Here is a 22,941-nt window from a genome sequence, read left to right on the forward strand (position 1 = left end):
CTTTTTTTAAGTCGTTATTTTAAAAATATATTAACATAATCCAACCTGTTGGAAACTTCTTTTTTTATGAAATCTCAAGATATTCGCGCTACTTTTCTAGACTTTTTTCAAAAAAAATCGCATTTAGTAGTACCCTCTGCTCCAATGGTAAGTAAAGATGATCCTACATTGCTGTTTGTGAATTCTGGAATGGCACCTTTTAAGGAATATTTCCTAGGTAATGGAACTCCTAAAAAAAATAGGCTAACTGATTCTCAAAAATGTTTACGTGTTTCTGGTAAACATAATGATTTAGAAGAAGTAGGTTATGACACCTACCACCATACCTTATTTGAAATGTTAGGAAACTGGTCTTTTGGAGATTACTTTAAAAAAGAAGCAATTGCTTGGGCTTGGGAACTTTTGACTGAAGTATATAAAATAGACAAAGACATCTTATATGTTACTGTTTTTGAAGGTTCTGAAGATTCAGACAATCTATCTGTGGATACTGAAGCATATGATATTTGGAAACAGTTTATTGCTGAGGATCGTATTTTAAAAGGAAACAAAAAAGATAACTTTTGGGAAATGGGAGAACAAGGACCATGTGGGCCCTGTTCTGAAATTCATGTTGATATTCGAAGTAAAGATGAAAAGGCAAGAGTTGATGGAAAAACATTAATAAACGAAGACCATCCTCAGGTAGTAGAAATCTGGAACTTGGTTTTTATGCAATACAATAGAAAAGCCAATGGGAGTTTAGAAGATTTACCAAACAAACATATAGACACTGGAATGGGGTTTGAACGTCTTTGTATGGTGTTACAAAACGTTAAATCTAATTATGATACAGATGTATTTTCTCCTATTATTAGAGAAATAGGTGCCATAACAAACACTTCTTATGGTAAAAATGAGCAACAAGATATTGCTACTCGAGTAATTTCTGACCATGTTAGAGCTGTAGCATTTTCTATTGCAGACGGACAGCTACCAAGTAATACTGGAGCAGGTTACGTTATTCGTAGAATTTTAAGAAGAGCTGTTAGATATGGTTTTACCTTTTTAGAAAAGAAAGAACCTTTTATTTATAGGTTAGTAGGTATTTTGACTGACAAAATGAGTAAAGCGTTTCCTGAATTAAAAAATCAGAAACAACTCATAGAAAATGTTATAAAGGAAGAAGAAACTTCTTTTTTAAGAACTTTAGACCAAGGGTTAGTATTGTTAGATGCTATTATAGCTAATGCAAAAAGTAAAGAGATTTCTGGAGATAAAGTTTTCGAATTGTACGACACCTTTGGGTTCCCTATAGATTTAACCGCATTAATCTTATCTGAAAAAGGGTTTACTTTAGATGAAAAAGGGTTTAAAGAAGAGTTAAAAAAACAAAAAGATAGATCTAGAGCTGCTAGTGAAATGTCTACGGATGATTGGACTATTTTAGTAGAAGATAAAGAAGAAGAATTTATTGGATATGACTTTTTAGAAGCTAATGTTAAACTAACAAGATATAGAAAAGTAACCTCTAAAAAAGATGGTGAAATGTATCAGTTGGTTTTTAATTTAACTCCATTTTACCCAGAAGGTGGTGGTCAAGTGGGAGACAAAGGATATTTAGAAGATATAAATGGAGATGTAATTTACATTTTAGATACCAAGAAAGAAAACAACGTAATTATTCATTTTGCTAAAAATCTACCTCAAAATTTAGAAGCAAGTTTTAAAGCAGTTGTAGATGAGAAACAACGTTACAGAACAGAATGCAATCATACAGCTACTCACTTATTACACCAAGCCTTAAGAGAAGTTTTAGGCACCCATGTAGCCCAAAAAGGTTCTGCAGTACATTCTAAATATTTACGTTTTGATTTTTCTCATTTTTCTAAATTAACTACAGAAGAATTACAAGATGTAGAAAACTATGTAAATGCTCGTATTTCTGGAAAATTACCTTTAAAAGAAAGTAGAAATATAACTATGGAAAAAGCAATTGCAGATGGTGCAATGGCTTTGTTTGGCGAGAAATATGGAGATACTGTTAGAGCCATTAAATTCGGTAAATCCATAGAACTTTGCGGGGGTACTCACGTAAAAAACACAGGAGATATCTGGCATTTTAAAATTAAATCTGAAGGAGCTGTAGCTGCTGGTATACGTAGAATTGAGGCCATTACTAATGATGCTGTAAAAGATTTCTATTTTGAAAATAATAGCACTTTATTTGAAATAAAAAATTTACTAAACAATACTAAAAACCCTGTTAAAGCAGTTCAAAAATTACAAGATGAAAATGCTAACTTACAAAAGCAGGTAGAACAATTATTAAAAGATAAAGCACAAAACCTTTCTATTGAAATAAAAACTCAACTAGAGGAAATAAATGGTGTTCAATTCTTAGCCACTAAAGTAGATTTAGACGCAAATGGAATTAAAAACTTGGCGTTTGCTCTAGGTAAAGAATATCAAAATTTATTTTTACTATTTGCTTCTGCTCCAAGCAATGAGAAAGCTCTATTAACTTGTTACATTTCTAAAGAATTAGCAAATGAAAGAGGATATAATGCAGGTACTGTTGTTAGAGAATTGGGTAAATTAATTCACGGAGGTGGAGGTGGTCAACAATTTTTTGCAACTGCTGGAGGTAGAAATCCTGGAGGAATACCTAAAGCTTTAGAAAAAGCAAAAGAATATTTAGTATAAATAGTAGTGATTTTGATGTTATCAGGTTTTGGAATTTGGCATGTAAACTCTTTTTTGTTTGATAAATAAACCATTTTTCTCATTAAAGAGCTAACAATACTAACTTAAAGATATCTATTTTAAGTAAGTTAAAAGAATATTCGTTATGGATATTAAACTTTTTGTTTTATGATTAGTCTAATTAGTTAGATTATTTATTCTAATAAAATGTTTATCTTTAAAATATGCCATATTTAGATCCATATTCAGGAAATTGGTCTGCAAAAGAAGCAAGACACTTATTAAAAAGAACTTCTTTTGGAGTATCACAAGCTTTAACAGAAGAATCTGTTAGTTTAGGATTATCAGCAACTATTATAAAACTTTTTGAGGAAAAACCATTACCAGAAACTCCTTTAAAATATGAGTTAGATGGTACTGAACGAGGTCAGGTAAATGACCCTGATGTAAATTATGGGGAAACTTGGGTTACTGCTCCTCCATATCCAGATTTACCTACAAGTCAAGAAAGAAATCGAGTTTTTAGAGCTAGAAATAGATCTATGTATGCATGGTCTTTTTTGCAAATGCAAGAAGCTGGAATTTCTATTAGAGAGAAACTAACTTTGTTTTGGCACAATCATTTTGTATCAGAAAACACAAATCCTCATAGAGAATTTTTTTATATTAATACGCTTAGAAAAAACGCAACAGGCAATTTTAAGGAGCTTACAAAACAGATTACTATAGATCAAAATATGCTCATATATTTGAGTGGAAATCAAAATAGTGATAAAGCTCCTAATGAAAACTATTCTAGAGAATTATTAGAGCTATTTACCATAGGTAAAGGTGATGCTGTTGGTAATGGAGATTATACAAATTATACAGAAGATGATGTTATTCAAATAGCAAAAGTTTTAACGGGTTGGAGGTCTAGGTGGATAAAACATGAAGATCCTAATAATGCTTATTTTACAAATAATAGACATACTAAAGGAAGTAAAACACTATCTCATAGGTTTGATAATGCTGAGATTTCTGAAAATGCAGAAAATGAATATAAAGACTTAATTGATAAACTATTTGAACAAGAGGAGTGTTCTCGTTTTATAATTAGGCAAATGTATATTTGGTTTGTAAATGCTGAAATATCATTAGAAATTGAAACTAATATTATAGAACCTTTAGCAAAAATAATTAGAGATAATGATTATGAAATTGCGCCAGCTTTAAAAGTATTATTGGCTTCAGAACACTTTTTTGAAAATACATTTTGTATGATAAAAAGTCCTATTGATTTGCTGTTTTCTACCACAAAATCTTTATTGGTTTCTGCGCCAAAAACTTCCTTTAAAGAAGAATATGAATTTGCTTTTACACTATATTTAGCTGCTTCAGATTTAAATCAATCTATTTTTCATCATCCAGATGTAGCTGGTTGGAAAGCCTATTATCAATCACCTCTATATTATAAAAATTGGGTGAATAGTTATCTACTTCCAAAAAGATTAGACTATTGTAGAATTTTGGTAACAGGAGGAGACCTCCTTATAAATAATAAAAAACATAAAGTGCCTGCTTTAGTTCCTGTTTTAAATATTGCTGCAGGAATAACAAACGCACAAGACCCAAATGTTTTAGTTAGGGAGTTGGCTAATCAGTTGTTTAATTATGAGATTACTGAAAATCAAATTACCAGTTTAAAAGATATTTTAATCCCTGGTTTACCAGATTTTGAATGGACTGTTGAATATTCTGATTATCTAAGTGCCCCAAACAATACTGCAATAGAACAAGCAGTTGATAATAAATTAAGAAACTTAATTTCAGTAATGGTTCAAATGTCTGAATTCCAAATAATGTAGTTATGAAAAAGAATCAGAAATTAAATAGACGAGATTTTATAAAGTTAAGTTCAATAGCTACTGCCTCACTTCCTATTGCTTTGAGTGGTTTCCCAATTTTTGCAAAAGAAAAACCAGCCGCATATCAATTTTCCACAGAAAATGATAATATATTAGTATTAATACAATTGCAAGGAGGAAATGATGGTTTAAACACCGTTTTCGATTTAAATCAATATGATAATCTACAAAATGTTAGATCAAATATTATTATTCCAGAAAACGATTTATTAACTGTTAACGGAACAACTCGTTTTCATCCTTCTATGTCTGGACTAAAGGCTATTTGGGATCAAGAAAAACTAGGAGTTATTCAAAATGTAGGGTATCCAGATCAGAACCGTTCGCATTTTAGATCTACAGATATTTGGAACTCAGCTTCAAGTGTAAATGATTATATCTCTTCTGGTTGGATTGGACGTTTTTTTGATGTTAATCATGCTACATTTCCAGAAAATTATCCTAATGAAAACAATCCAGATCCATTTGCCATTACTATTGGTAGAGTTGTATCTGAAACTTGCCAAGGAATAAATTCTAATTTTTCTATGGCATTAGAAGATCCAGAAAATCCTGGAACTGCTTTGGTTTCTAATACTGGTAATATTCCTGATAATTGTTATGGAGATGCTTTAGCCTTTGTAAATGAAACCATAAAACAAACAAATGCATATGCAGAAGTAATTAAAAATGCATCTAGTTCTGGAAACAATTTATCTACTAAATATAATAATTCTAGTTTATCTGAAAAATTAAAACAGGTTGCTAAACTAATTTCTGGCGGATTAAAAACCAAAGTATATGTGGTACAACTTGGTGGTTTTGATAATCATGATACCCAAGTAGTAGAAGGAGTTACAAAAACAGGTAAACATGCAGATTTATTAGAAGAATTATCGGATGCTATGGCTGCATTTCAAGATGATTTAAAATTATTAAATATTGAAGATAAAGTACTTGGAATGACGTATTCTGAGTTTGGAAGAAGAATTCGTTCTAATGCTGGTTTAGGTACTGACCATGGAACAGCAGCTCCTTTATTTGTTTTTGGAAATTGCGCAAAAAACCAAGTTTTAGGAGACGCACCAGAAATTGACACTCAGGTTGACGAGAAAGAAGGGGTTCAAATGCAATTTGATTTTAGAAATATTTATAGTACTATTTTAACAGATTGGTTAGGTGCTACAAAACAAGAATCTACTAGTATTTTATTTGATGAATTTGATGCATTGCCACTTTTTAAATCAGGTTGTTCTGTGGCACTTTCTACTGATGATATTTTATTAGAAAAATCAGAAATTAAGGTCTTTCCAAATCCTACTTCAGATTTTATCAATATAAAGTTCTTTGGAACAAATGAACGCACTAGAATTACTTTATACAATAGTATTGGTGCTGTAGTAAAAGAAATTTCCCACAAGAATTATAGCTCTATTCAACATTCTATTAAAATTGATGTACAATCTTTACCAAAAGGCAATTACTTTATTCATTATCAAACTAAAGGTAATTCTAAAACTAAAAAATTGATGAAGTATTAAATTTCGATTAAATTTACTTTTCAAAAAAAGTAGTTTATGAAATTTCTAACTTCCATTCCTTTAAAAAAACAAACAACAAATCGAATTGATTACAATGCTAGCATTCTGTTATTAGGCTCTTGTTTTTCAGAAAATATAGGAAACAAACTCAACTACTTTAAATTTAAGCAGCTACAAAACCCGTTTGGTATTTTATTTCATCCAAAAGCTATTGAACAATTTGTTACAGATGTTATTAATAAAAAAACATTTACGAAAGAAGATTTAGTGTATCAAAATGAAAGATATCATAGTTTTGATGCACATTCATCTTTAAGTGAAGTTGATGAAAGCACTATTTTAAATAATTTAAACTCAGAAATTTTAGCTACTCAAAAATATTTAGAAAACACTTCACATCTTATCATAACTCTTGGTACAGCTTGGGTATATCGTTTTAAAAAGACTAATAAAATTGTAGCCAATTGCCACAAAATACCTCAGAAAAAATTCTTAAAAGAGCTTTTAAATATTGCTGAAATTACTAATAGTTTAGAGTCAATAGTGTCATTAATAAAAAGTACAAATCCAAACATTACAATTCTTTTTACAGTTTCTCCTGTAAGGCATTTAAAAGATGGTTTTACCCAGAATACACAGAGTAAAAGTCATTTAATATCAGCAATTCACGAAGTTGTAAACATTAGAAAAAACGTTCATTATTTTCCTTCTTATGAAATTATGATGGATGAACTTAGAGATTATCGTTTTTATGCAGAAGACATGATTCATCCTAACAAGACAGCCATTCAATACATTTGGAAACGTTTTACAGAGGTTTGGTTAGCAGAAAACATGACATCAACCTTAAAAGAAGTTGATATTATTCAAAAAGGAATTGCTCATAAACCATTTAATGCAACAAGCAAAGAACATAAAGAGTTTTTACAAAATTTATCTTTGAAAAAAAAACTAATTATTACTAAGTACCCACATATCAAGTTCTAAAATAAGGCACTTAACGTATTTAAATTTAATCTTCTATAAACTGAGCCACATTTTGCCAAGGGCCTCCGTTAATAACATCCAAACCATGTTGCTGTAAAAATTGTGTAGCTTGTCCACTTCTTGCTCCACTTCTACAAACAGCAATAACTGGTTTCTTCCAAGATTTAATCTGCTCTAGTTCTAAAGGAATTAAGTTTAAAACAATATGTTTTGCAGTAGCAACATGCCCCTCATCCCATTCCTCTTGTGTTCTTACGTCTAGAATTACTGCTTGTTTCTCTAAATAATCTTTAATTTCATTACTCATATCTTTCCTTTTAAAAATGTCAAATAAACCCACGTTATTTTTTTAAAGCTAATGCAAATTTAAACCATTTTCAATAAGACTAGTGTAACTTTTGTTACTTTTTAAGTTTTGTAACGTTTCTAAAATAGCATTTTTAATTTCATAATTCTTATGTAAAGCCAATTCATAAAGTTCTAATTGTAACAGCCAGTCTTTGCGAAAATCACTTTTTAATTGATTATAAATAGTTGCAATTTTAGCTTCTGTAACTGTATTATCTTCTCGCATTTTTCTAACTTCTGCATACAAAGAATACAATTGCTTTTCAGCATCAGAATACATGATTTTATGTGTTTTAGTTTCAGAAACTTTACCCAAACCAACAAAAGAATCTACATCTGCAGGCCCTGCATAAGCTGATATAATTGAAGAACCAACAGCCATATCATATAAACCCCAATCAGGCTGAAATAATATTTCTTCTTTATAAGTAACTGTGCACTCATCAAAAGTGATGATAAGTATTTTACCTCTTAAATCTCTAGTGCCAGTTATAGCTCTCCCTTTTAAAACAATTCCACTTTCGAACTCTAAAGTCATAAATTCGCCTTCATAAATACCGTAAGCTTTTAAATCTCTTGGGCTCATATCTTCTATAGCCAAATTGACCCCTTTTAACTTACCAATTGGGCTACCAAATCCGTTTTGATGCACAGCTATTCCGTGCCCTATTAATTCTTTATCTCTATTAGACAAAGCTGTTGCTCCTTTTGTTTGAAAGTAAGCGACTTTATTATTATTAAACTGAATTACTTTATCAAAAACACCAGAAACTTGAATACCCGTGGTTAATTCAATTGTTCCTAAGTTTTGAGAATCTATAAGTTTTTGAACGCCATTTAAACCACCTTTTCTTAGTGCCATTGTATTTGCAAATTCGTTTAAAACCATACTTAAATGGGCAAAATCTGGAGTAACGAATAATTGAGGTTGTGGTTTTGTAATATCAAAATTCTTTGTAGCTGCTTCTATAGAATATTTTACTTTTTCTACTTTATCTTGCATGCACCAAGCACTTTCTCCTATAGACGATAAAAGACCTGCTCCATATATCTTAGGATTATCTAAAGTGCCAATTAACCCATACTCTACTGTCCACCAATGCAAATTACGAATCATAGCCATTTCAGACAATTCACCCATATTATTTTGTAGCCAAGCTACCTTTTCTTCAGCTTCTTCAATTTGTTTTTCGCTAGAATTTGGGTTTTCTTTTAAGATAGATAAAAGTCTGATTGCTTCATACATTTCATAGTCTTTGGCAGATGAAATAGCTTTGCTCCCAATTTCTCCAAAACGTCTTAAATACTCTGAATATTCAGGATTTGCAATAATAGGTGCATGACCTGCAGCTTCATGAATTATATCTGGTGCAGGTGTATATTCGATATGATTTATGGTTCTCATATCTGAGGCAATCACCAAAACATTATACGCCTGGAACTCCATAAATGCATTTGGAGGTATAAAACCATCTACAGAAACAGCTGCCCAACCAATCTCTTTTAAGATTCTATTCATACCTTCCATTCTTGGAATGTTTTCTTTAAAAATACCTGTTTTTTCTAAACCAGGAATGTAAGATTTATGTGCAACTTTACTTAAATAATCTACATTCATACGCATCACATATCTCCAGACTGCATGGTTTTGAGGTGTATACTCTTCATAAGGTTGCTGTACAACAAATTTGTGTAAATGTTTGGGTAACTTCCTAGTTACATCGTTCATTTCAAAGTGTGAATCCATTACAAAAATCTCATATAATTTACCTTGTAAAATTACGATTTCTATAATGAATCATGAATTTTTTTGATGTTAAAAAATAATATGAAAAAGATTATTCTGTTTAATTACGATATTGATAATTGCTATGTAAAATTAGAAAAATTGATGGTCCCTTTATATTCTTAAAACTTACACATCTACGCTATCGGTTTCGTAAAATTTTAAAATACTGTCTAAAATCTTTCTTATTTTTACGTTATAAATCAACAACATGAATAAGAAAGTAATCTTAATGATACTAGATGGTTGGGGTATAACACAAGACCCAAAAGTTTCTGCCATTTACAATGCCAATACACCATATATTAATGCACTTTATGAAAAATATCCTCATGCAGAATTAAGAACTGATGGAGAACATGTTGGTTTGCCTGAAGGGCAAATGGGTAATTCAGAAGTGGGCCACATGAATTTAGGTGCAGGTAGAATTGTATATCAAAACTTAGCTAGAATTAATAAAGCTGTAAAAGAAAAAACACTAGGCCAAGAGAAAGTATTGCTAGATACTTTTGCTTATGCCAAAGAGAACAACAAAAATGTTCATTTGTTAGGTTTAGTTTCAAATGGGGGTATTCATGCTCACATCAACCATTTAAAAGGAATTTTAGGTGTAGCTAAAGAAAATAATGTTGATAATGTTTTTCTTCATGCTTTTACAGATGGTAGAGATTGTGATCCAAAATCTGGCGCTTATTTTATCAATGATATTGAAGAATATATGGCTGAAACCACAGGTGAATTAGCCACTGTTACTGGGCGTTATTATGCTATGGACAGAGATAACAGATGGGAAAGAGTAAGTGAAGCTTATCATGGAGTAGTAAACGGCACAGGTACCAAAACTACTAATGCTATTACAACCATTAAAAACAATTATGAAGAAGGTTTAACAGACGAATTTCATAAACCAATTATTGTAACTAACGAAGATGGTTCTCCAAAAACGACAATAAAAGAAGGAGATGCAGTAATTTTCTTTAACTACAGAACAGATAGAGGAAGAGAATTAACAAATGTGCTTTCACAAACAGATTTCCCTGAATTTGATATGAAAAAACTAGATTTATATTATACAACAATGACATTGTATGATGAATCGTTTTCAAATATCAACGTAATTTATAATAACGATAATATTAAAAATACCTTAGGTGAAGTTTTAGCAAATGCAGGTAAAAAACAAATAAGAATTGCTGAAACAGAGAAGTATCCTCATGTTACCTTTTTCTTTTCTGGAGGTCAAGAAGCACCATTTGATGGCGAATCTAGAATATTAAGAAACTCACCAAAAGTAGCTACCTATGACTTAAAACCAGAAATGTCTGCCTACGAATTAAAAGATGCACTTTGTGAAGATTTAGAAAAAGGTGAAGCAGATTTTGTTTGTTTAAATTTTGCAAATGGAGATATGGTTGGACATACAGGAATTATGGAGGCAGCAATAAAAGCCTGTGAAACTGTAGATGATTGTGCAAAAGCGGTTATTGAAACTGGTTTAAAAAACGGCTATTGCACCTTATTAATTGCAGATCATGGCAATTGTGAAACAATGATGAATCCTGATGGATCTCCTCATACAGCACATACTACAAACCCAGTGCCTTTTATTTTAATTGATGATAAAATCAAATCTATAAAAAGTGGTATTTTAGGAGATATTGCACCAACTATTTTAGAATTAGTTGGGGTTAAGCAACCAAAAGAAATGACTCAAAAATCGCTACTATAATATATGAGAAACTTAGCTATTTTATTCGTAGGCATCTTACTTTATTCATGTAATGCAAATAAACATCTTGTAGAAAACAAAAAAGATGTAGTGAAAGAAATTGAGGTTAAAGAACAAATTGAAGAGTTTATTAGAAAAAAAGCAACAACTGCTAATGCAACAAAAAACGATAGAGGATATTTAATTGGTTTTGCCAGCAGAGAAGCCTTTAATGACAACTCTTACCAATATTGGTTTAATGATAGGTACAGTTCGTATAAAACTGACCAAGAACTTATTGCTAAGTTAAAACCTATTATTAACGATTTTACCATTAAAGGTTTTATGGGAACTTGGTGTGGAGATAGCAAAAGAGAAACACCTCGTTTTTACAAAATTTTAGATGAAACAGGTTTTGATCAAGATTATTTTGAGCTAATAACAGTGGGTAGAAACAAAAAAACTCCAGATAATTTACAAGAAGGTTTTAATATCATAAGAGTACCTACGTTTATCTTTTATAAAGATGGTGAAGAAGTAGGTCGTTTTGTAGAATATCCTAGAGAAACTTTAGAAAAAGATATTTTAAATATTTTGACAGGAGCACCTTACAAGCACTCTTATGACAGAAGTAAATAATATAAAAACGTTATTTCTCTAAAGTGCTATTCATTCATAAATCCTAATAATTGTAGTAACTTTGTGTTTCAATTTTTTTACCATGATTAAGATTAAAACTAGAGAAGAAATAGAAATTATGCGCGAAAGTGCTTTAGTAGTTTCTAGAACATTAGGTATGCTTGCCAAAGAAGTTAAACCTAGTGTAACCACTTTATTTTTAGACAAGCTTGCAGAAGATTTTATTAGAGAACAAGGTGCTATTCCTGGATTTTTAGGTTTATATGATTTTCCTAATACACTTTGTATGAGTCCAAACTCGCAAGTTGTTCACGGATTCCCTACAAAAGAACCACTAAAAGAGGGAGATATTATTTCTATAGATTGTGGCGCTTTAAAAAATGATTTTTATGGAGACCATGCCTATACTTTTGCCGTTGGAGAAATTGATGCAGACACCAAAAAACTTTTAGACATAACTAGAGAAAGTTTATACGTTGGTATAAGAGAATTTAAAGCTGGTAATAGAGTTGGAGATGTAGGTTTTGCAATTCAAAATTTTACTGAAAAACATGGTTATGGAGTGGTTAGGGAGCTCGTAGGCCATGGCTTAGGACGTAAAATGCACGAAGATCCAGAAATGCCAAACTATGGTAAAAGAGGAAGAGGAAAAAAGTTTACAGAAGGTATGGTAGTAGCTATTGAGCCTATGATAAATATGGGAACTCAGAAAATTAGACAACATGCAGATGGGTGGACAATTACTACTTTAGACAATAAACCTTCAGCTCATTTTGAGCATGATGTTGCCATTGTTAATGGTAAGCCAGAACTTTTATCTACCTTTAAATATGTCCATGATGCATTAGGTATAGAAACTAATGAAGAAGATGAATTCAGACAAAGCCTATAGTGTCTATCTTTAAAACCATATTAAATACCATACCAAGACCTTTATTGATAAAAGCAAGTTATGTGGTTAGACCTCTAATTGCTTTGTATTTAAAAGGTAATAAATTTACAGACCCAATAGATGGTAAATCCTTTAGAAAGTTTTTACCTTATGGATATGGAAAACAAAGAGAAAACGCACTTTCTCCATCTACATTATCTTTAGAAAGACACAGGTTAATGTGGTTGTTTTTAAATGATGAAACTAACTTTTTCACCTCAACCAAAAAGCTAAAAGTTTTACATATTGCACCTGAACAATGTTTCTTAGATATTTTTAGAAATCAGAAAAATCTAGCATATATTACTTCTGATTTAGAAAGCCCAATAGCAGATGTAAAAGCAGATATTTGCGATTTACCTTTTAAAGACAATGAGTTTGATGTCGTTTTCTGCAATCATGTGTTAGAGCATATTCATGATGATTACAAAGCAGTGCAAGAGTTATACCGTGTTTTAAAAAAAGGTGGGTTTGGTGTTTTTCAAATTCCGCAAGATTTAAATAGAGCAACTACTTTTGAAGATGATTCTATTACAGACAAAAAACAACGTGCAGAAATTTTTGGTCAATATGATCATGTGCGCGTTTATGGTAGAGACTATTTTGATAAGTTAAGAACTGTTGGTTTTAGAGTTGATGAAGTAGATTATACAAAAAAAATCGCTCCAGAAAAACTAGAACGATTTTGTTTGATGGAAGGAGAAATACTTCCTGTTTGCTATAAGTAAACCTTTAGTTATAATTTGTAAATTCCTCTAATTCTCCGTTATCATTTGTATATAATAAAATAACTTGCAACTTTTTTAATTCCTTTAATAACGCTTTTGTTTTTTCTAAACCCATAGCCATAAATGCTGTAGCATAGCCATCTACATCAGCGCAATCCAATGGTGCTATAACAGATACACTCAATAAATTACTTTCTTTTGCCAAACCTGTTTTGGGGTTTATTGTATGTACATATTTTTTTCCATCATCTGTAATTTTAAATTTCCTGTAATTTCCAGAAGTTGCCATTGATTTTCCAGAAAGATTAATGGTTTTGTAACCTGTAGTTACATCAACAGGGTTAACCAATTGAATAAGCCATGGTTTTTTATTTTTCTTGACTCCTTTAGCTCTAATTTCTCCACCAATTTCTACCATGTAACTTTCTATTTGTCTAGAATCTAAAAATCTAGCAACAATATCAATTCCAAAACCTTTAGCTATTGAATTAAAATCGAGATATACTTTTGGGTCTTCTTTAATAATGATATTGTCTTTTTCTGAGACTTTGTCTAAACCTACGTACCTAAGTTCTTTTTTAATAACCTCTTTCGTGAGAGATGTAAACTCCTTTCCCGGTCCAAAACCGTAAGCATTAACTAGATTACCAACAGTCGGATCAAAAAAACCGTTAGTTTCTTTATAAATTCTTTTCGATTTTTCTAAAACCTCCTTAAAAATAGGATCAATCTTTACGGAAGTATCTCCACTATTAATTTTAGAAATAGCTGAATTTGGAATATATGTAGAAACTGAATTGTTGATTACTGCAAACAAACTATCTATTTCATTTTGATAATTTTTTTTAGCATTTAAATACGTGATTTTAAACGTTGTCCCGAAAACTCCTCCTTTTAAGGTATAATCTTCCCTTTTCTCATCTAAAGCACAAGAAATAAAGACAAATAGCACTAAAAAGGAATAACTTAATCTTTTGAAAGTCATAACAAATGATTTAATTACAAAAATAGCGTTTAAAATTTTCATAAAATAACGTCAATCTTACTTTTTGTTTGACGATTTTGTTAAATTTGTATAAGAATTTATAATTTATATATAATGAAAAAATTAACAGCGTTTGCAATTCTATTTAGTTTAATCATCACTTCTTGTGTGTCAAAAAAAGAGTTTGTTGCCTTACAGACTAAACACGAGCAAGCTAAAGACGAATTATTAAAGGTAGAAACTAGTTTACAAAAATGTTTAATAGAGAGCGAAAAGAAAGAAACGAAAGTTTTTGCATTAACGGAACAAGTTAAAAACTTAAAAGAAGATAAAAAAACAGCATTAAAGCAAGTAGAAAACCTAACTGTTTTAACACAGTCTTCTTCTGATAATATTAAAAACGTAATTTCACAATTAAGTGAAAAAGACAAATACATCAATGGAGTTAGACAAGCAATGACTCAAAAAGATTCATTAAACCTTGCAATTAAATACCATTTAACAAAAAATTTAGCTGATGGTATCCAAGATGAAGATATAGAAGTTAATGTTGAAAAAACTGTTGTTTTTATTTCTATTTCAGATAAGCTCTTATTTAAAAGTGGTAGCTACAACGTAACAGAAAACGCATATACTGTTTTAGAAAAAATTGCAAAAGTAATTAAAGATCAACCTAAAATGGAGGTAATGATAGAAGGGCATACTGATGCAACACCTATTAAAAGAGATATTATACAAGACAACTGGGATTTATCTGCTTTAAGAGCAACTTCTATTACAAGAATTTTACAATACAAATTTGGTGTAAAACCAGAACGTTTAATTGCTGCTGGAAGAAGCCAATATGTTCCTTTAGCACCAAATGACACTGCAGAAAATAAAGCAAAAAACAGAAGAACTAAAATTATTATTATGCCTAAATTAAATCAATTCTTTGATTTATTAGAGCAAGATTCTGAATAATTCTTTTCTTTAAAAATTATAAGAAACCAACTCAATTGAGTTGGTTTTTTTAGTTTTGAAGAATTCACAACCCAAATTACCATCTAATGATACATCTAATTGTAGGAAATACTGGCTCAGGTAAAACTACCTACTCTAACAAACTAAAAGCAAAAACTAACGGAATTATATTCTCTATAGATCATTGGAACAAAACATTATTTCTAGCTGATAAAAAACCTGATGAAGGATTACATTGGTTTCTTGAACGAATTGATAGAGCTGAAGAAATGATTCTAAGTTTGGTTCATCAACTAGAAGAAGCAAATACAGATGCAATTTTAGACTTAGGTCTTTCTAAATTTGAGCATCGAGAAAAGTTTAGAAAATTTACTGCAAAAAATGATTATGAATTAAAGTTACACTTCTTAAACATAACTAAGGAAACAAGACTTAAAAGAATACTACAAAGAAATGAAGAAAAAGGGGAAACTTATCAATTTGAAGTAACTCAAGAAAACTTTAATTTTATGGAAACTTGGTTTGAAAAACCCAATTCAAAAGAAATGATTGATGGAATTACCATCAACGAGTAACATCTAAAAAAACTAAAGCATCGTTAAAAAATCTTCAAAAGCTACATAGTAGGGTTGATCTTTAAACACAGGACTTTCTACACTTTCTGCATTTGCAATTCCAACTCCTGCAAACCACACTTTTGCATTTTGCTTTTTTGCATGATTAAGAAAAGTTTCCATCCAAATTGTATCATACTCATTTGGATTTTGTAAGTTTTTGGTAGCTTTTACCAAAACAAAAATCGTTGGTTCTCCCTTCTTAAAAAGTACAAACTGTGGATGTCTTTTTAATTGACTATTGATAGCTTGAAACTCATAGCCCATTTCTGTAAGCTTCTCACCTACAATATTCATGGCTAAATTATGCAATTCTTGTGCTGTTAAAATCTGCATTACTTCTTTTTATTTCGTCTGTTGTAATTTTTATCACCTCTAGTTTTAGGCTTTTTATACTTTTTCGCAATTTCTCTTCTGTACGAACCTCCTAAATTAACTTTACTATTCTTTTCACTTTTTTCATGAAAAGCAGGACCAGGAATATATTCTAAACCTGTTCTATTTTTAGATTGTTCTCTATCTTCTCTTGGGCGTTCATCTTCTGTTAATTGATTCGAAATTTCAACTTCCTCAGGCAACTCCAAAACAGGAATTTTATAATCCATTAAAGTTTCTATTTCTCCTTTTGCCTCTTGCTCTTTTGCTGTTGATAATAAAATAGTTTTACCTGCTTTTTCAGCTCTACCTGTTCTACCAATTCTGTGCATGTAGTTTTCAGGAAAGTCTGGCGTATCAAAATTTATAACATGACTTACGTTATCAAAATCTAAACCACGAGCCATAACATCTGTAGCTACTAAAATTCGGTTGTTACCTTCATCAAACTGACGAATTGAACGTACTCTATAATTCTGAGTTTTATTGGAATGTATTACACAAGTTTCGCTACCAAAAACATCTTCTAAATGCTTAAACAAATAATCTGCTGTTCTTTTAAAGCCAACAAATATTAATACTTTATGATAAGTTTCTTTATCACTTAAAAGATGATTCAATAAATTAACTTTGGTAAAAAAGTTAGGCACATTATAAGAAATCTGTTCAATATTATCTAAAGGTGTTCCACTAACTGCAATAGATATTTTCTGCGGATTTTTAAAGAAATCGTAAATTAATTCATCTACATCCTCTGTCATTGTTGCAGAAAAAAGCACGTTTTGTCTTCTTTCTGGTAGAATGTCAAAAATGTTCATTAATTGAAAACGAAAACCCAAATCTAACATTACATCTACCTCATCAATCACCAATTTCTGAATAGATTTTAATTTTAAAGCATTGCTTAAACCTAAATCATACAAACGTCCAGGTGTTGCAACAATAATATCTTGCCCCTGTAAAATTGCTTGTTTTTGAGAGTTGATATTTGCACCTCCATAAACACCTAAAACACGTGTATTTATGTATTTTGATAGTTTTTCAATTTCATCTACAACCTGCAAAACCAATTCACGAGTTGGCACTAAAACCAAAACTCTTGGGTGCTTTTGCTTAGAAAACCTCAAATCGCGCAAAATAGGCATCATATACCCAAATGTTTTACCTGTACCTGTTTGTGCAATTCCTACAACATCTTTACCAGATCTAACCACAGAAAATGCTTGCTCTTGAATAGGTGTTGGGTTTACGAAACCTAAATCTTCAATAGCATATTGGAGCTGGTTAGATAAGTCTAATTCTTTAAAAGTCATATTATGAAATTTATACAAAGATACAGTTTATAAATAGCAATTCTTTTCATTTTATACGCTTGAATATTCTTAATTTTGTTGATGAAAATTAAACGCATTTCATGATTACAGATACACACACGCATTTATATTCAGAGCAATTTAATGAAGATAGAAAAGCTATGATTCAACGCGCTAAAGATGCAGGAGTTTCTCGTTTTTTTATTCCTGCAATAGATTCTTCTTATACAGAGAGCATGTTCTCTTTAGAAGAAGAAAATCCTAATGATGTGTTTCTAATGATGGGTTTACACCCAACTTCTGTAAAAGAAAACTACTTAGAAGAATTAGCTCATGTAAAAGAATGGATTGATCAAAGAGACTTTTATGCTATTGGTGAAATTGGGATTGATTTGTATTGGGATAAAAGCTTTTTACAACAGCAGCAAGAAGCCTTTAGAACTCAAATAAAATGGGCTAAAGAAAAAAACCTACCTATTGTAATTCATTGTAGAGATGCTTTTGATGAAATTTTTAAAGTTTTAGAATCTGAAAAAGGAAATGATTTAAGAGGAGTTTTTCATTGTTTTACAGGAACTCTAGAACAAGCAAAACAAGCCATTTCTTACAATATGAAATTAGGTATTGGTGGAGTTGCTACTTTTAAGAATGGTAAAATTGATAAATTCTTGCATGAAATTGATTTAAACCATATTGTTTTAGAAACAGATGCACCTTATTTAGCACCAAAACCATTTAGAGGTAAAAGAAATGAAAGTGCATACATCACAAATGTTATAGATAAGCTAGTTGACATTTATAACATTTCTTATGAAGAAATTGCTAAAGTTACTACAGAAAATTCTAAAGAGGTTTTTGGTATTTAATGAATGAAACTCAAACCACATACTACAAAACACCAATAGGAATTGCAAAAATTACTGGTGATGAAAATGGAATTCAATCTGTAACAGTTTTAGATGAAACTGAAGTTACTCAAAGTGATTTAAATGCAGACACTCCAGAAATATTACAATATTGTGTTACACAATTAGAAGAATATTTTAAAGGAGAAAGAGCCAGTTTTGATTTAACTGTAAACCCTAAAGGAACCTATTTTCAAAAGAAAGTTTGGAAATCATTGTTAAACATTCCTTATGGTAAAACTAGAAGTTATTTAGAACAAAGTAAAAGTTTAGGTGATGTTAAAGCTATAAGAGCTGTTGCAACAGCAAATGGTAAAAACCCACTATGGATTATTATTCCTTGCCATAGAATTATAGGTTCTGATGGTTCTTTAACCGGTTATTCAGGTGGTATTTGGCGTAAAAAATGGTTACTAAATCATGAAAATCCAAACAAACAACAATCTCTTTTTTAAATTAATCAACATAAAACATAAAAAACATATTTTTACGTTAGGTACTTATTGTTTGTATGTTTAAAAAAATATTTTCTTTACTATTTATATGTATTGGACTATCTTGTTTAGCACAAGAAGTAGATACCGATTTTAGGAAAAAATATTTAGAAATAAAACAAGACACTATACAGTTAGATTCGGTTCCTCTAAATTCACAAAGTTTTAAAATTCTAAATGCTAAAAAAATAGCGATTCCAAAATCTGACTATAACATAGATTTCTACAAAGCTACTTTAATAATCAATAGTAAAAAATATAGGAATATTTATGTGGAGTTTTTTAGACTCCCTGATTTTGTTAGAAAAACATACAGCCCATTTGATGAAAAATTAATAATAAGACAAAACACAAATGAGGGCAAGCTTTATAGCTTAACTACAAATAAAAAAACAACAGACATAAACTTATTTGAAGGATTAGAAACAAGAGGGTTTTTAACAAGAGGGTTAACATCTGGTAACAATCAAAATGCCGTAACCAATTCTGCATTAGATTTAGAAATTTCTGGTAAACTATCTAAAAATGTAACACTTAAAGCAAATATATTTGACACCAATATTCCTATTCAAGAAAATGGATATTCACAAAACTTAACCGACTTTGATCGTGTTTTTATAGAAATGTTTACTAAAAAATGGCGCGTAAAAGCAGGTGACTTATCATTAAAAAATTCAGAAACATTTTTTTCTCCATTTATAAAACAAGCAGCTGGCTTAAAAGTAGAAGCTAAGGTTACAGATGATTTAACTGTAGCAGCTTCTGGTGCAGTTGTTAGAGGTACATTTAACACATTTAATTTTACGGGAATTGAAGGTAATCAAGGTCCATATAAAATTTTAGGCGCAAATAACGAAGCTGCCATTCTAATCATTGAAGGTTCTGAAAAAGTTTATGCAAATGGAACACTTTTAAAACAAGGAGAAAACGAAGATTATACTATTAATTACAATTTAGGGGAAATTACTTTTACAACCACTTTTCCTATTACCAATGATATGCGTATTTGGATAGATTTTCAATATGCAGAGAGAAACTACACACGTTTTATTACCTATGAAAAAGCAGAATATGAAGGCGAAAAATTTAGTTTAGCTGGGTATTTTTATTCAGAAAATGATTCGAAAAATCAACCTTTACAACAAAGCTTAACCAATGATCAAAAAGAAATTCTAGCAAATGCCGGTAATAATATTGATGCAATGTTTGCAGAAAGTGCTTTCTTAGACACTTTTGATGAAAATAAGGTTTTATACAGAAAGGTAACCAACAATAATGAAAATTACTTTGAATATTCTACCAATGAAAATGACGAATTATTTTCTGTAACCTTTACCAATGTTGGGCGTAATAATGGAAACTACATACTAGACAATACAATAGCCATTGGCAACATTTACTTGTATGTTGGTATAAACCAAGGTGATTATAACCCTGTTGTAAGGTTAATAGCACCTTCAAAATCACAAATGTTTATTGTAAAATCTGCTTTGAATACAAGTAAAAAAACTACTTTAAATGCAGAAGTTGCACTGAGTAATAATGATCAAAACTTATTCTCCAACTTAGGTGACAATGAAAATATTGGTTTGGCTACTAAAATAAACTGGCAACAGATTTTAATAGATAAAAAATGGAAAATGATTAGCAATATTAGTCATGAATATGCACAAGAAAACTTTAATACCATACAAAGATATGAACCAGTAGAATTTAACAGAGATTGGAATATTTTAACCAATGACGCTAAAAAAAACTACTTTAAATCAGAATTTAATCTTACCAATTTAAAAGCCGATTATATTTCTTACAGCTTTAACAATTTAAACTATGACAACGGCTTTAAGGGGTCTAAACACAGACTTAAATCTCAAATAAAATCTAATAATACTACATTTTTTGTAGATGGTAGTTATTTATCTAACTCCTCACCTATTGAAGATAATTTCTTTTTAAGAGCAAGAGCTAAAGCAGAACATTCACTAAAAAAATCTTGGTTAGGATCTTTTATTAATATAGAAACAAACTCTAGAAAAGAAACAAATACCAATCAATTTAGAAATACGAGTCACAGGTTTAAAGAATATGAAGCTTATTATGGAATAGGAGATTCAACCAAAATTTTTGCAAAAATTGGAATTAATTATAGAAATAATGACAGTATTAAATCGAACGTATTTGCAGAAATCAATAATAGAAAAACACTTTATATCAACAGCAAACTTGTCAAAAACAAAAACACAAATTTAAGTATCTACGCAAATTATAGACTTACTGAAAATAATTTTACTGATGATGAAAAAACCTTGAATTCTAGAATTATATTCAATCAAAAACTATTTAAAAACATTGTAAATATGAGTACTATTTACGAAACTTCTTCTGGAAATATTGCAAGGCAAGATTATATTTACGTACAAACAGAGCCTGGCTTAGGCTTCTATACTTGGATTGATTACAATAATGATGGTATAAGAGATTTTAATGAATTCGAAATTGCTCAATTTCAAGATCAAGCAAACTATTTAAGATTACCAAAACCCAATTTACGCTTTATAGCTACCCAACGTGCGAAATGGAAACAAAATTTAACCCTTAATTTTAGTGGTTGGCGCTCACAATCTGGATTCAAAAAAGTGCTTTCTAAATTTTACAATCAAAGTTTTTTAACTGTAGAAAATGAGCAAGAAAAAATAGGCAATAGCTTTCAATTAAGTCCTTTTGATTTTGATGAAAACTCATTGGTTGGTTTAAACTTAAATTTTAGAAATAGCTTGTATTTTAATAAAGATCTGCAACAAAACAGTTTTACATTTACCTATGGTAGTTCTAAATTAAAACAGCAGTTTTTTATTGGGAGTCAAGAAAATAATATTAGAATTCATCAACTAGATTATGCGCATAAATTTTCTACATTTTGGTTGATAGAAATGCTAAATAAGGTAAGCAAAAACACTTTAGATACTGAAAATTTTATGGATAGAAACTACAGTATAAACAGTTATGAAATAGCCCCAAAATTAAGTTTTCTCTTCAATAAAAACCATCGATTTTCTGCCTTTTATCAGTATAAAAATAAAGAAAATCAGATTCAAAATTTAGAAACATTGGCACAACAAAAATTTGGGGTCGAATATTATTTAATTGATAAAAAACAAAATCAGATTTCTGCAAATGTAAATGTATTTTTAAACGATTTTTCTGGCAACACTAATTCACCTGTTGCGTATCAAATGTTAGAAGGTTTACAAGCAGGTAAAAACTATACTTGGAATTTACTTTTAAATAAAAAACTAAATACTTTCTTAAATTTAAATCTGAGTTATTTTGGTAGAAAAAGCGAAAACTCTAAAGCTATACACACAGGAAGTGTTCAGTTAAGAGCCATTTTTTAACTTTATTGCATTTAATATTTAGTACATTAGCTAACATATTTTTTTAATAAAAAACCATGAAGAAATTTATAACAAGTTTATTTTTAATGTGCACAGTTTTTGCTTTTGCTCAGAAAGCAGAAACGAAATACCCACAAGACCAAGAAAAGAAATATGAACTTAAATTAAATACATTTAATTTAATTGCTTTTGCTTCATTAGATGTTTCCTATGAAAAACTAGTCAATGAGAATTCGTCTCTTGGAATTGCATTATTTTATAATTTTTCAGATGAAAATAGTGATATCATTTTTGAGAAAAAATTTTCTTTAACACCATATTACAGATGGTTTTTTTCTGAAAGTAGATTTGCAAGAGGCTTTTTTGTGGAAGGTTTTGGAATGTTAAACAACTTTAAAGATGACTATTATCTAGATAACTATTATATTGATGATTATGCCTACGAAAACACAAGCCAGATCGCATTTGCACTTGGAGTTTCTGTAGGGGGTAAATTTGTAACAAAAACAGGTTTTACAACAGAAATCTATCTTGGAATAGGAAGAAATTTAATAAAGAGTAAAAAAGATGATAATTATTTTTTAAACAACGATATTGTTGGACGATTTGGAATATCTATAGGATATCGTTTCTAAAAACTAAAATTATAAACTAAGAA

At 30.1% G+C, this 22,941-nt stretch carries 19 protein-coding genes; 14 read left to right on the forward strand and 5 right to left on the reverse strand.

Features of this window, described 5'->3' with window-relative positions:
- Nucleotides 1-66 precede the first annotated feature (66 nt).
- The 4 genes from alaS (at nt 67) to Q0L44_RS08930 (ending at nt 7,099) form a co-directional block, all read left to right on the forward strand.
- Nucleotides 67-2,685 (forward strand): alanine--tRNA ligase, encoded by a 2,619-nt coding sequence (alaS, locus tag Q0L44_RS08915; RefSeq protein ID WP_296637662.1) that lies wholly within the window; start codon nt 67-69, stop codon nt 2,683-2,685.
- Nucleotides 2,686-2,909: 224 nt separating this feature from the next.
- A complete protein-coding gene (locus Q0L44_RS08920) occupies nt 2,910-4,532 on the forward strand; it encodes a DUF1800 family protein (protein WP_296637663.1) in 1,623 nt (540 codons plus the stop codon).
- A 2-nt stretch (nt 4,533-4,534) separates the two neighbouring features.
- Nucleotides 4,535-6,112, forward strand: coding sequence for a DUF1501 domain-containing protein (locus Q0L44_RS08925; protein ID WP_296637665.1), 1,578 nt, complete (start codon nt 4,535-4,537; stop codon nt 6,110-6,112).
- A gap of 36 nt (nt 6,113-6,148) precedes the next feature.
- A complete protein-coding gene (locus Q0L44_RS08930; RefSeq protein ID WP_296637667.1) occupies nt 6,149-7,099 on the forward strand; it encodes a GSCFA domain-containing protein in 951 nt (316 codons plus the stop codon).
- A gap of 25 nt (nt 7,100-7,124) precedes the next feature.
- Here the strand turns inward: Q0L44_RS08930 and Q0L44_RS08935 are convergent, their stop codons facing one another.
- Nucleotides 7,125-7,406, reverse strand: a complete 282-nt coding sequence (locus Q0L44_RS08935) for a rhodanese-like domain-containing protein (protein ID WP_296637668.1) — start codon at nt 7,404-7,406, stop codon at nt 7,125-7,127.
- Between the two features lie 48 nt (nt 7,407-7,454).
- Entirely contained in the window at nt 7,455-9,194 is a 1,740-nt protein-coding gene (locus tag Q0L44_RS08940; protein WP_296637670.1) for an aromatic amino acid hydroxylase, read from the reverse strand.
- Between the two features lie 250 nt (nt 9,195-9,444).
- On the opposite strand from Q0L44_RS08940, the gene gpmI reads away from it, so the two are divergent.
- From gpmI to Q0L44_RS08960, 4 genes are all read left to right on the forward strand, one after another.
- On the forward strand, nt 9,445-10,962 hold the full coding sequence (gene gpmI / locus Q0L44_RS08945; RefSeq protein WP_296637671.1) for a 2,3-bisphosphoglycerate-independent phosphoglycerate mutase: 1,518 nt from the start codon (nt 9,445-9,447) through the stop codon (nt 10,960-10,962).
- Between the two features lie 3 nt (nt 10,963-10,965).
- Nucleotides 10,966-11,580 carry a thioredoxin family protein gene (locus Q0L44_RS08950; protein WP_296637673.1) on the forward strand — a complete coding sequence of 205 codons (615 nt, stop codon included), beginning with the start codon at nt 10,966-10,968 and terminating at the stop codon, nt 11,578-11,580.
- Nucleotides 11,581-11,662: 82 nt separating this feature from the next.
- Nucleotides 11,663-12,472: a type I methionyl aminopeptidase gene (gene map, locus Q0L44_RS08955; RefSeq protein ID WP_296637675.1), complete on the forward strand. Its 810-nt coding sequence runs from the start codon at nt 11,663-11,665 to the stop codon at nt 12,470-12,472.
- Nucleotides 12,469-13,239 carry a class I SAM-dependent methyltransferase gene (locus Q0L44_RS08960; protein WP_296637855.1) on the forward strand — a complete coding sequence of 257 codons (771 nt, stop codon included), beginning with the start codon at nt 12,469-12,471 and terminating at the stop codon, nt 13,237-13,239. Before map ends, Q0L44_RS08960 begins: the two co-directional genes overlap by 4 nt.
- A gap of 4 nt (nt 13,240-13,243) precedes the next feature.
- Here the strand turns inward: Q0L44_RS08960 and Q0L44_RS08965 are convergent, their stop codons facing one another.
- Nucleotides 13,244-14,224 (reverse strand): FAD:protein FMN transferase, encoded by a 981-nt coding sequence (locus Q0L44_RS08965; protein ID WP_296637676.1) that lies wholly within the window; start codon nt 14,222-14,224, stop codon nt 13,244-13,246.
- A gap of 114 nt (nt 14,225-14,338) precedes the next feature.
- Here Q0L44_RS08965 and Q0L44_RS08970 point away from each other — a divergent pair, with 114 nt between their 5' ends.
- Together Q0L44_RS08970 and Q0L44_RS08975 are read left to right on the forward strand one after the other, a co-directional pair.
- Nucleotides 14,339-15,187: an OmpA family protein gene (locus Q0L44_RS08970; protein ID WP_296637678.1), complete on the forward strand. Its 849-nt coding sequence runs from the start codon at nt 14,339-14,341 to the stop codon at nt 15,185-15,187.
- 86 nt (nt 15,188-15,273) lie between these two features.
- The gene (locus Q0L44_RS08975) at nt 15,274-15,762 is read left to right on the forward strand and encodes an ATP-binding protein (protein ID WP_296637679.1); all 489 of its coding nucleotides are present in this window, start codon (nt 15,274-15,276) and stop codon (nt 15,760-15,762) included.
- Nucleotides 15,763-15,774: 12 nt separating this feature from the next.
- Here Q0L44_RS08975 and Q0L44_RS08980 read toward each other — a convergent pair whose 3' ends face one another.
- Together Q0L44_RS08980 and Q0L44_RS08985 are read right to left on the reverse strand one after the other, a co-directional pair.
- A complete protein-coding gene (locus Q0L44_RS08980) occupies nt 15,775-16,137 on the reverse strand; it encodes a Na(+)-translocating NADH-quinone reductase subunit F (protein ID WP_296637680.1) in 363 nt (120 codons plus the stop codon).
- Nucleotides 16,137-17,489, reverse strand: coding sequence for a DEAD/DEAH box helicase (locus Q0L44_RS08985; protein ID WP_296637682.1), 1,353 nt, complete (start codon nt 17,487-17,489; stop codon nt 16,137-16,139). The genes Q0L44_RS08980 and Q0L44_RS08985 overlap by 1 nt, the downstream gene beginning before the upstream one ends.
- Nucleotides 17,490-17,590: 101 nt before the next feature.
- On the opposite strand from Q0L44_RS08985, the gene Q0L44_RS08990 reads away from it, so the two are divergent.
- From Q0L44_RS08990 to Q0L44_RS09005, 4 genes are read left to right on the forward strand one after another with little or no spacing between them, the layout of a single operon-like run.
- Nucleotides 17,591-18,355 (forward strand): TatD family hydrolase, encoded by a 765-nt coding sequence (locus Q0L44_RS08990; protein ID WP_296637683.1) that lies wholly within the window; start codon nt 17,591-17,593, stop codon nt 18,353-18,355.
- A complete protein-coding gene (locus tag Q0L44_RS08995; RefSeq protein ID WP_296637685.1) occupies nt 18,355-18,849 on the forward strand; it encodes a methylated-DNA--[protein]-cysteine S-methyltransferase in 495 nt (164 codons plus the stop codon). Before Q0L44_RS08990 ends, Q0L44_RS08995 begins: the two co-directional genes overlap by 1 nt.
- Before the next feature lie 56 nt (nt 18,850-18,905).
- The gene (locus tag Q0L44_RS09000; RefSeq protein WP_296637687.1) at nt 18,906-22,283 is read left to right on the forward strand and encodes a hypothetical protein; all 3,378 of its coding nucleotides are present in this window, start codon (nt 18,906-18,908) and stop codon (nt 22,281-22,283) included.
- A gap of 56 nt (nt 22,284-22,339) precedes the next feature.
- A complete protein-coding gene (locus Q0L44_RS09005) occupies nt 22,340-22,918 on the forward strand; it encodes a DUF3575 domain-containing protein (protein WP_296637689.1) in 579 nt (192 codons plus the stop codon).
- Nucleotides 22,919-22,941 lie beyond the last annotated feature (23 nt).

Origin of the sequence: Polaribacter sp. (assembly GCF_024639685.1) — a bacterium.
Taxonomy (GTDB): Bacteria; Bacteroidota; Bacteroidia; order Flavobacteriales; family Flavobacteriaceae; genus Polaribacter.

Bases quoted from the DNA above. Each gene is read 5' to 3' on its own strand.
- alaS (WP_296637662.1), top strand. From the start codon at position 67: ATGAAATCTCAAGATATTCGCGCTACTTTTCTAGACTTTTTTCAAAAA.
- Q0L44_RS08920 (WP_296637663.1), top strand. From the start codon at position 2,910: ATGCCATATTTAGATCCATATTCAGGAAATTGGTCTGCAAAAGAAGCA.
- Q0L44_RS08925 (WP_296637665.1), top strand. From the start codon at position 4,535: ATGAAAAAGAATCAGAAATTAAATAGACGAGATTTTATAAAGTTAAGT.
- Q0L44_RS08930 (WP_296637667.1), top strand. From the start codon at position 6,149: ATGAAATTTCTAACTTCCATTCCTTTAAAAAAACAAACAACAAATCGA.
- Q0L44_RS08935 (WP_296637668.1), bottom strand. From the start codon at position 7,406: ATGAGTAATGAAATTAAAGATTATTTAGAGAAACAAGCAGTAATTCTA.
- Q0L44_RS08940 (WP_296637670.1), bottom strand. From the start codon at position 9,194: ATGGATTCACACTTTGAAATGAACGATGTAACTAGGAAGTTACCCAAA.
- gpmI (WP_296637671.1), top strand. From the start codon at position 9,445: ATGAATAAGAAAGTAATCTTAATGATACTAGATGGTTGGGGTATAACA.
- Q0L44_RS08950 (WP_296637673.1), top strand. From the start codon at position 10,966: ATGAGAAACTTAGCTATTTTATTCGTAGGCATCTTACTTTATTCATGT.
- map (WP_296637675.1), top strand. From the start codon at position 11,663: ATGATTAAGATTAAAACTAGAGAAGAAATAGAAATTATGCGCGAAAGT.
- Q0L44_RS08965 (WP_296637676.1), bottom strand. From the start codon at position 14,224: ATGACTTTCAAAAGATTAAGTTATTCCTTTTTAGTGCTATTTGTCTTT.
- Q0L44_RS08970 (WP_296637678.1), top strand. From the start codon at position 14,339: ATGAAAAAATTAACAGCGTTTGCAATTCTATTTAGTTTAATCATCACT.
- Q0L44_RS08975 (WP_296637679.1), top strand. From the start codon at position 15,274: ATGATACATCTAATTGTAGGAAATACTGGCTCAGGTAAAACTACCTAC.
- Q0L44_RS08980 (WP_296637680.1), bottom strand. From the start codon at position 16,137: ATGCAGATTTTAACAGCACAAGAATTGCATAATTTAGCCATGAATATT.
- Q0L44_RS08985 (WP_296637682.1), bottom strand. From the start codon at position 17,489: ATGACTTTTAAAGAATTAGACTTATCTAACCAGCTCCAATATGCTATT.
- Q0L44_RS08990 (WP_296637683.1), top strand. From the start codon at position 17,591: ATGATTACAGATACACACACGCATTTATATTCAGAGCAATTTAATGAA.
- Q0L44_RS08995 (WP_296637685.1), top strand. From the start codon at position 18,355: ATGAATGAAACTCAAACCACATACTACAAAACACCAATAGGAATTGCA.
- Q0L44_RS09000 (WP_296637687.1), top strand. From the start codon at position 18,906: ATGTTTAAAAAAATATTTTCTTTACTATTTATATGTATTGGACTATCT.
- Q0L44_RS09005 (WP_296637689.1), top strand. From the start codon at position 22,340: ATGAAGAAATTTATAACAAGTTTATTTTTAATGTGCACAGTTTTTGCT.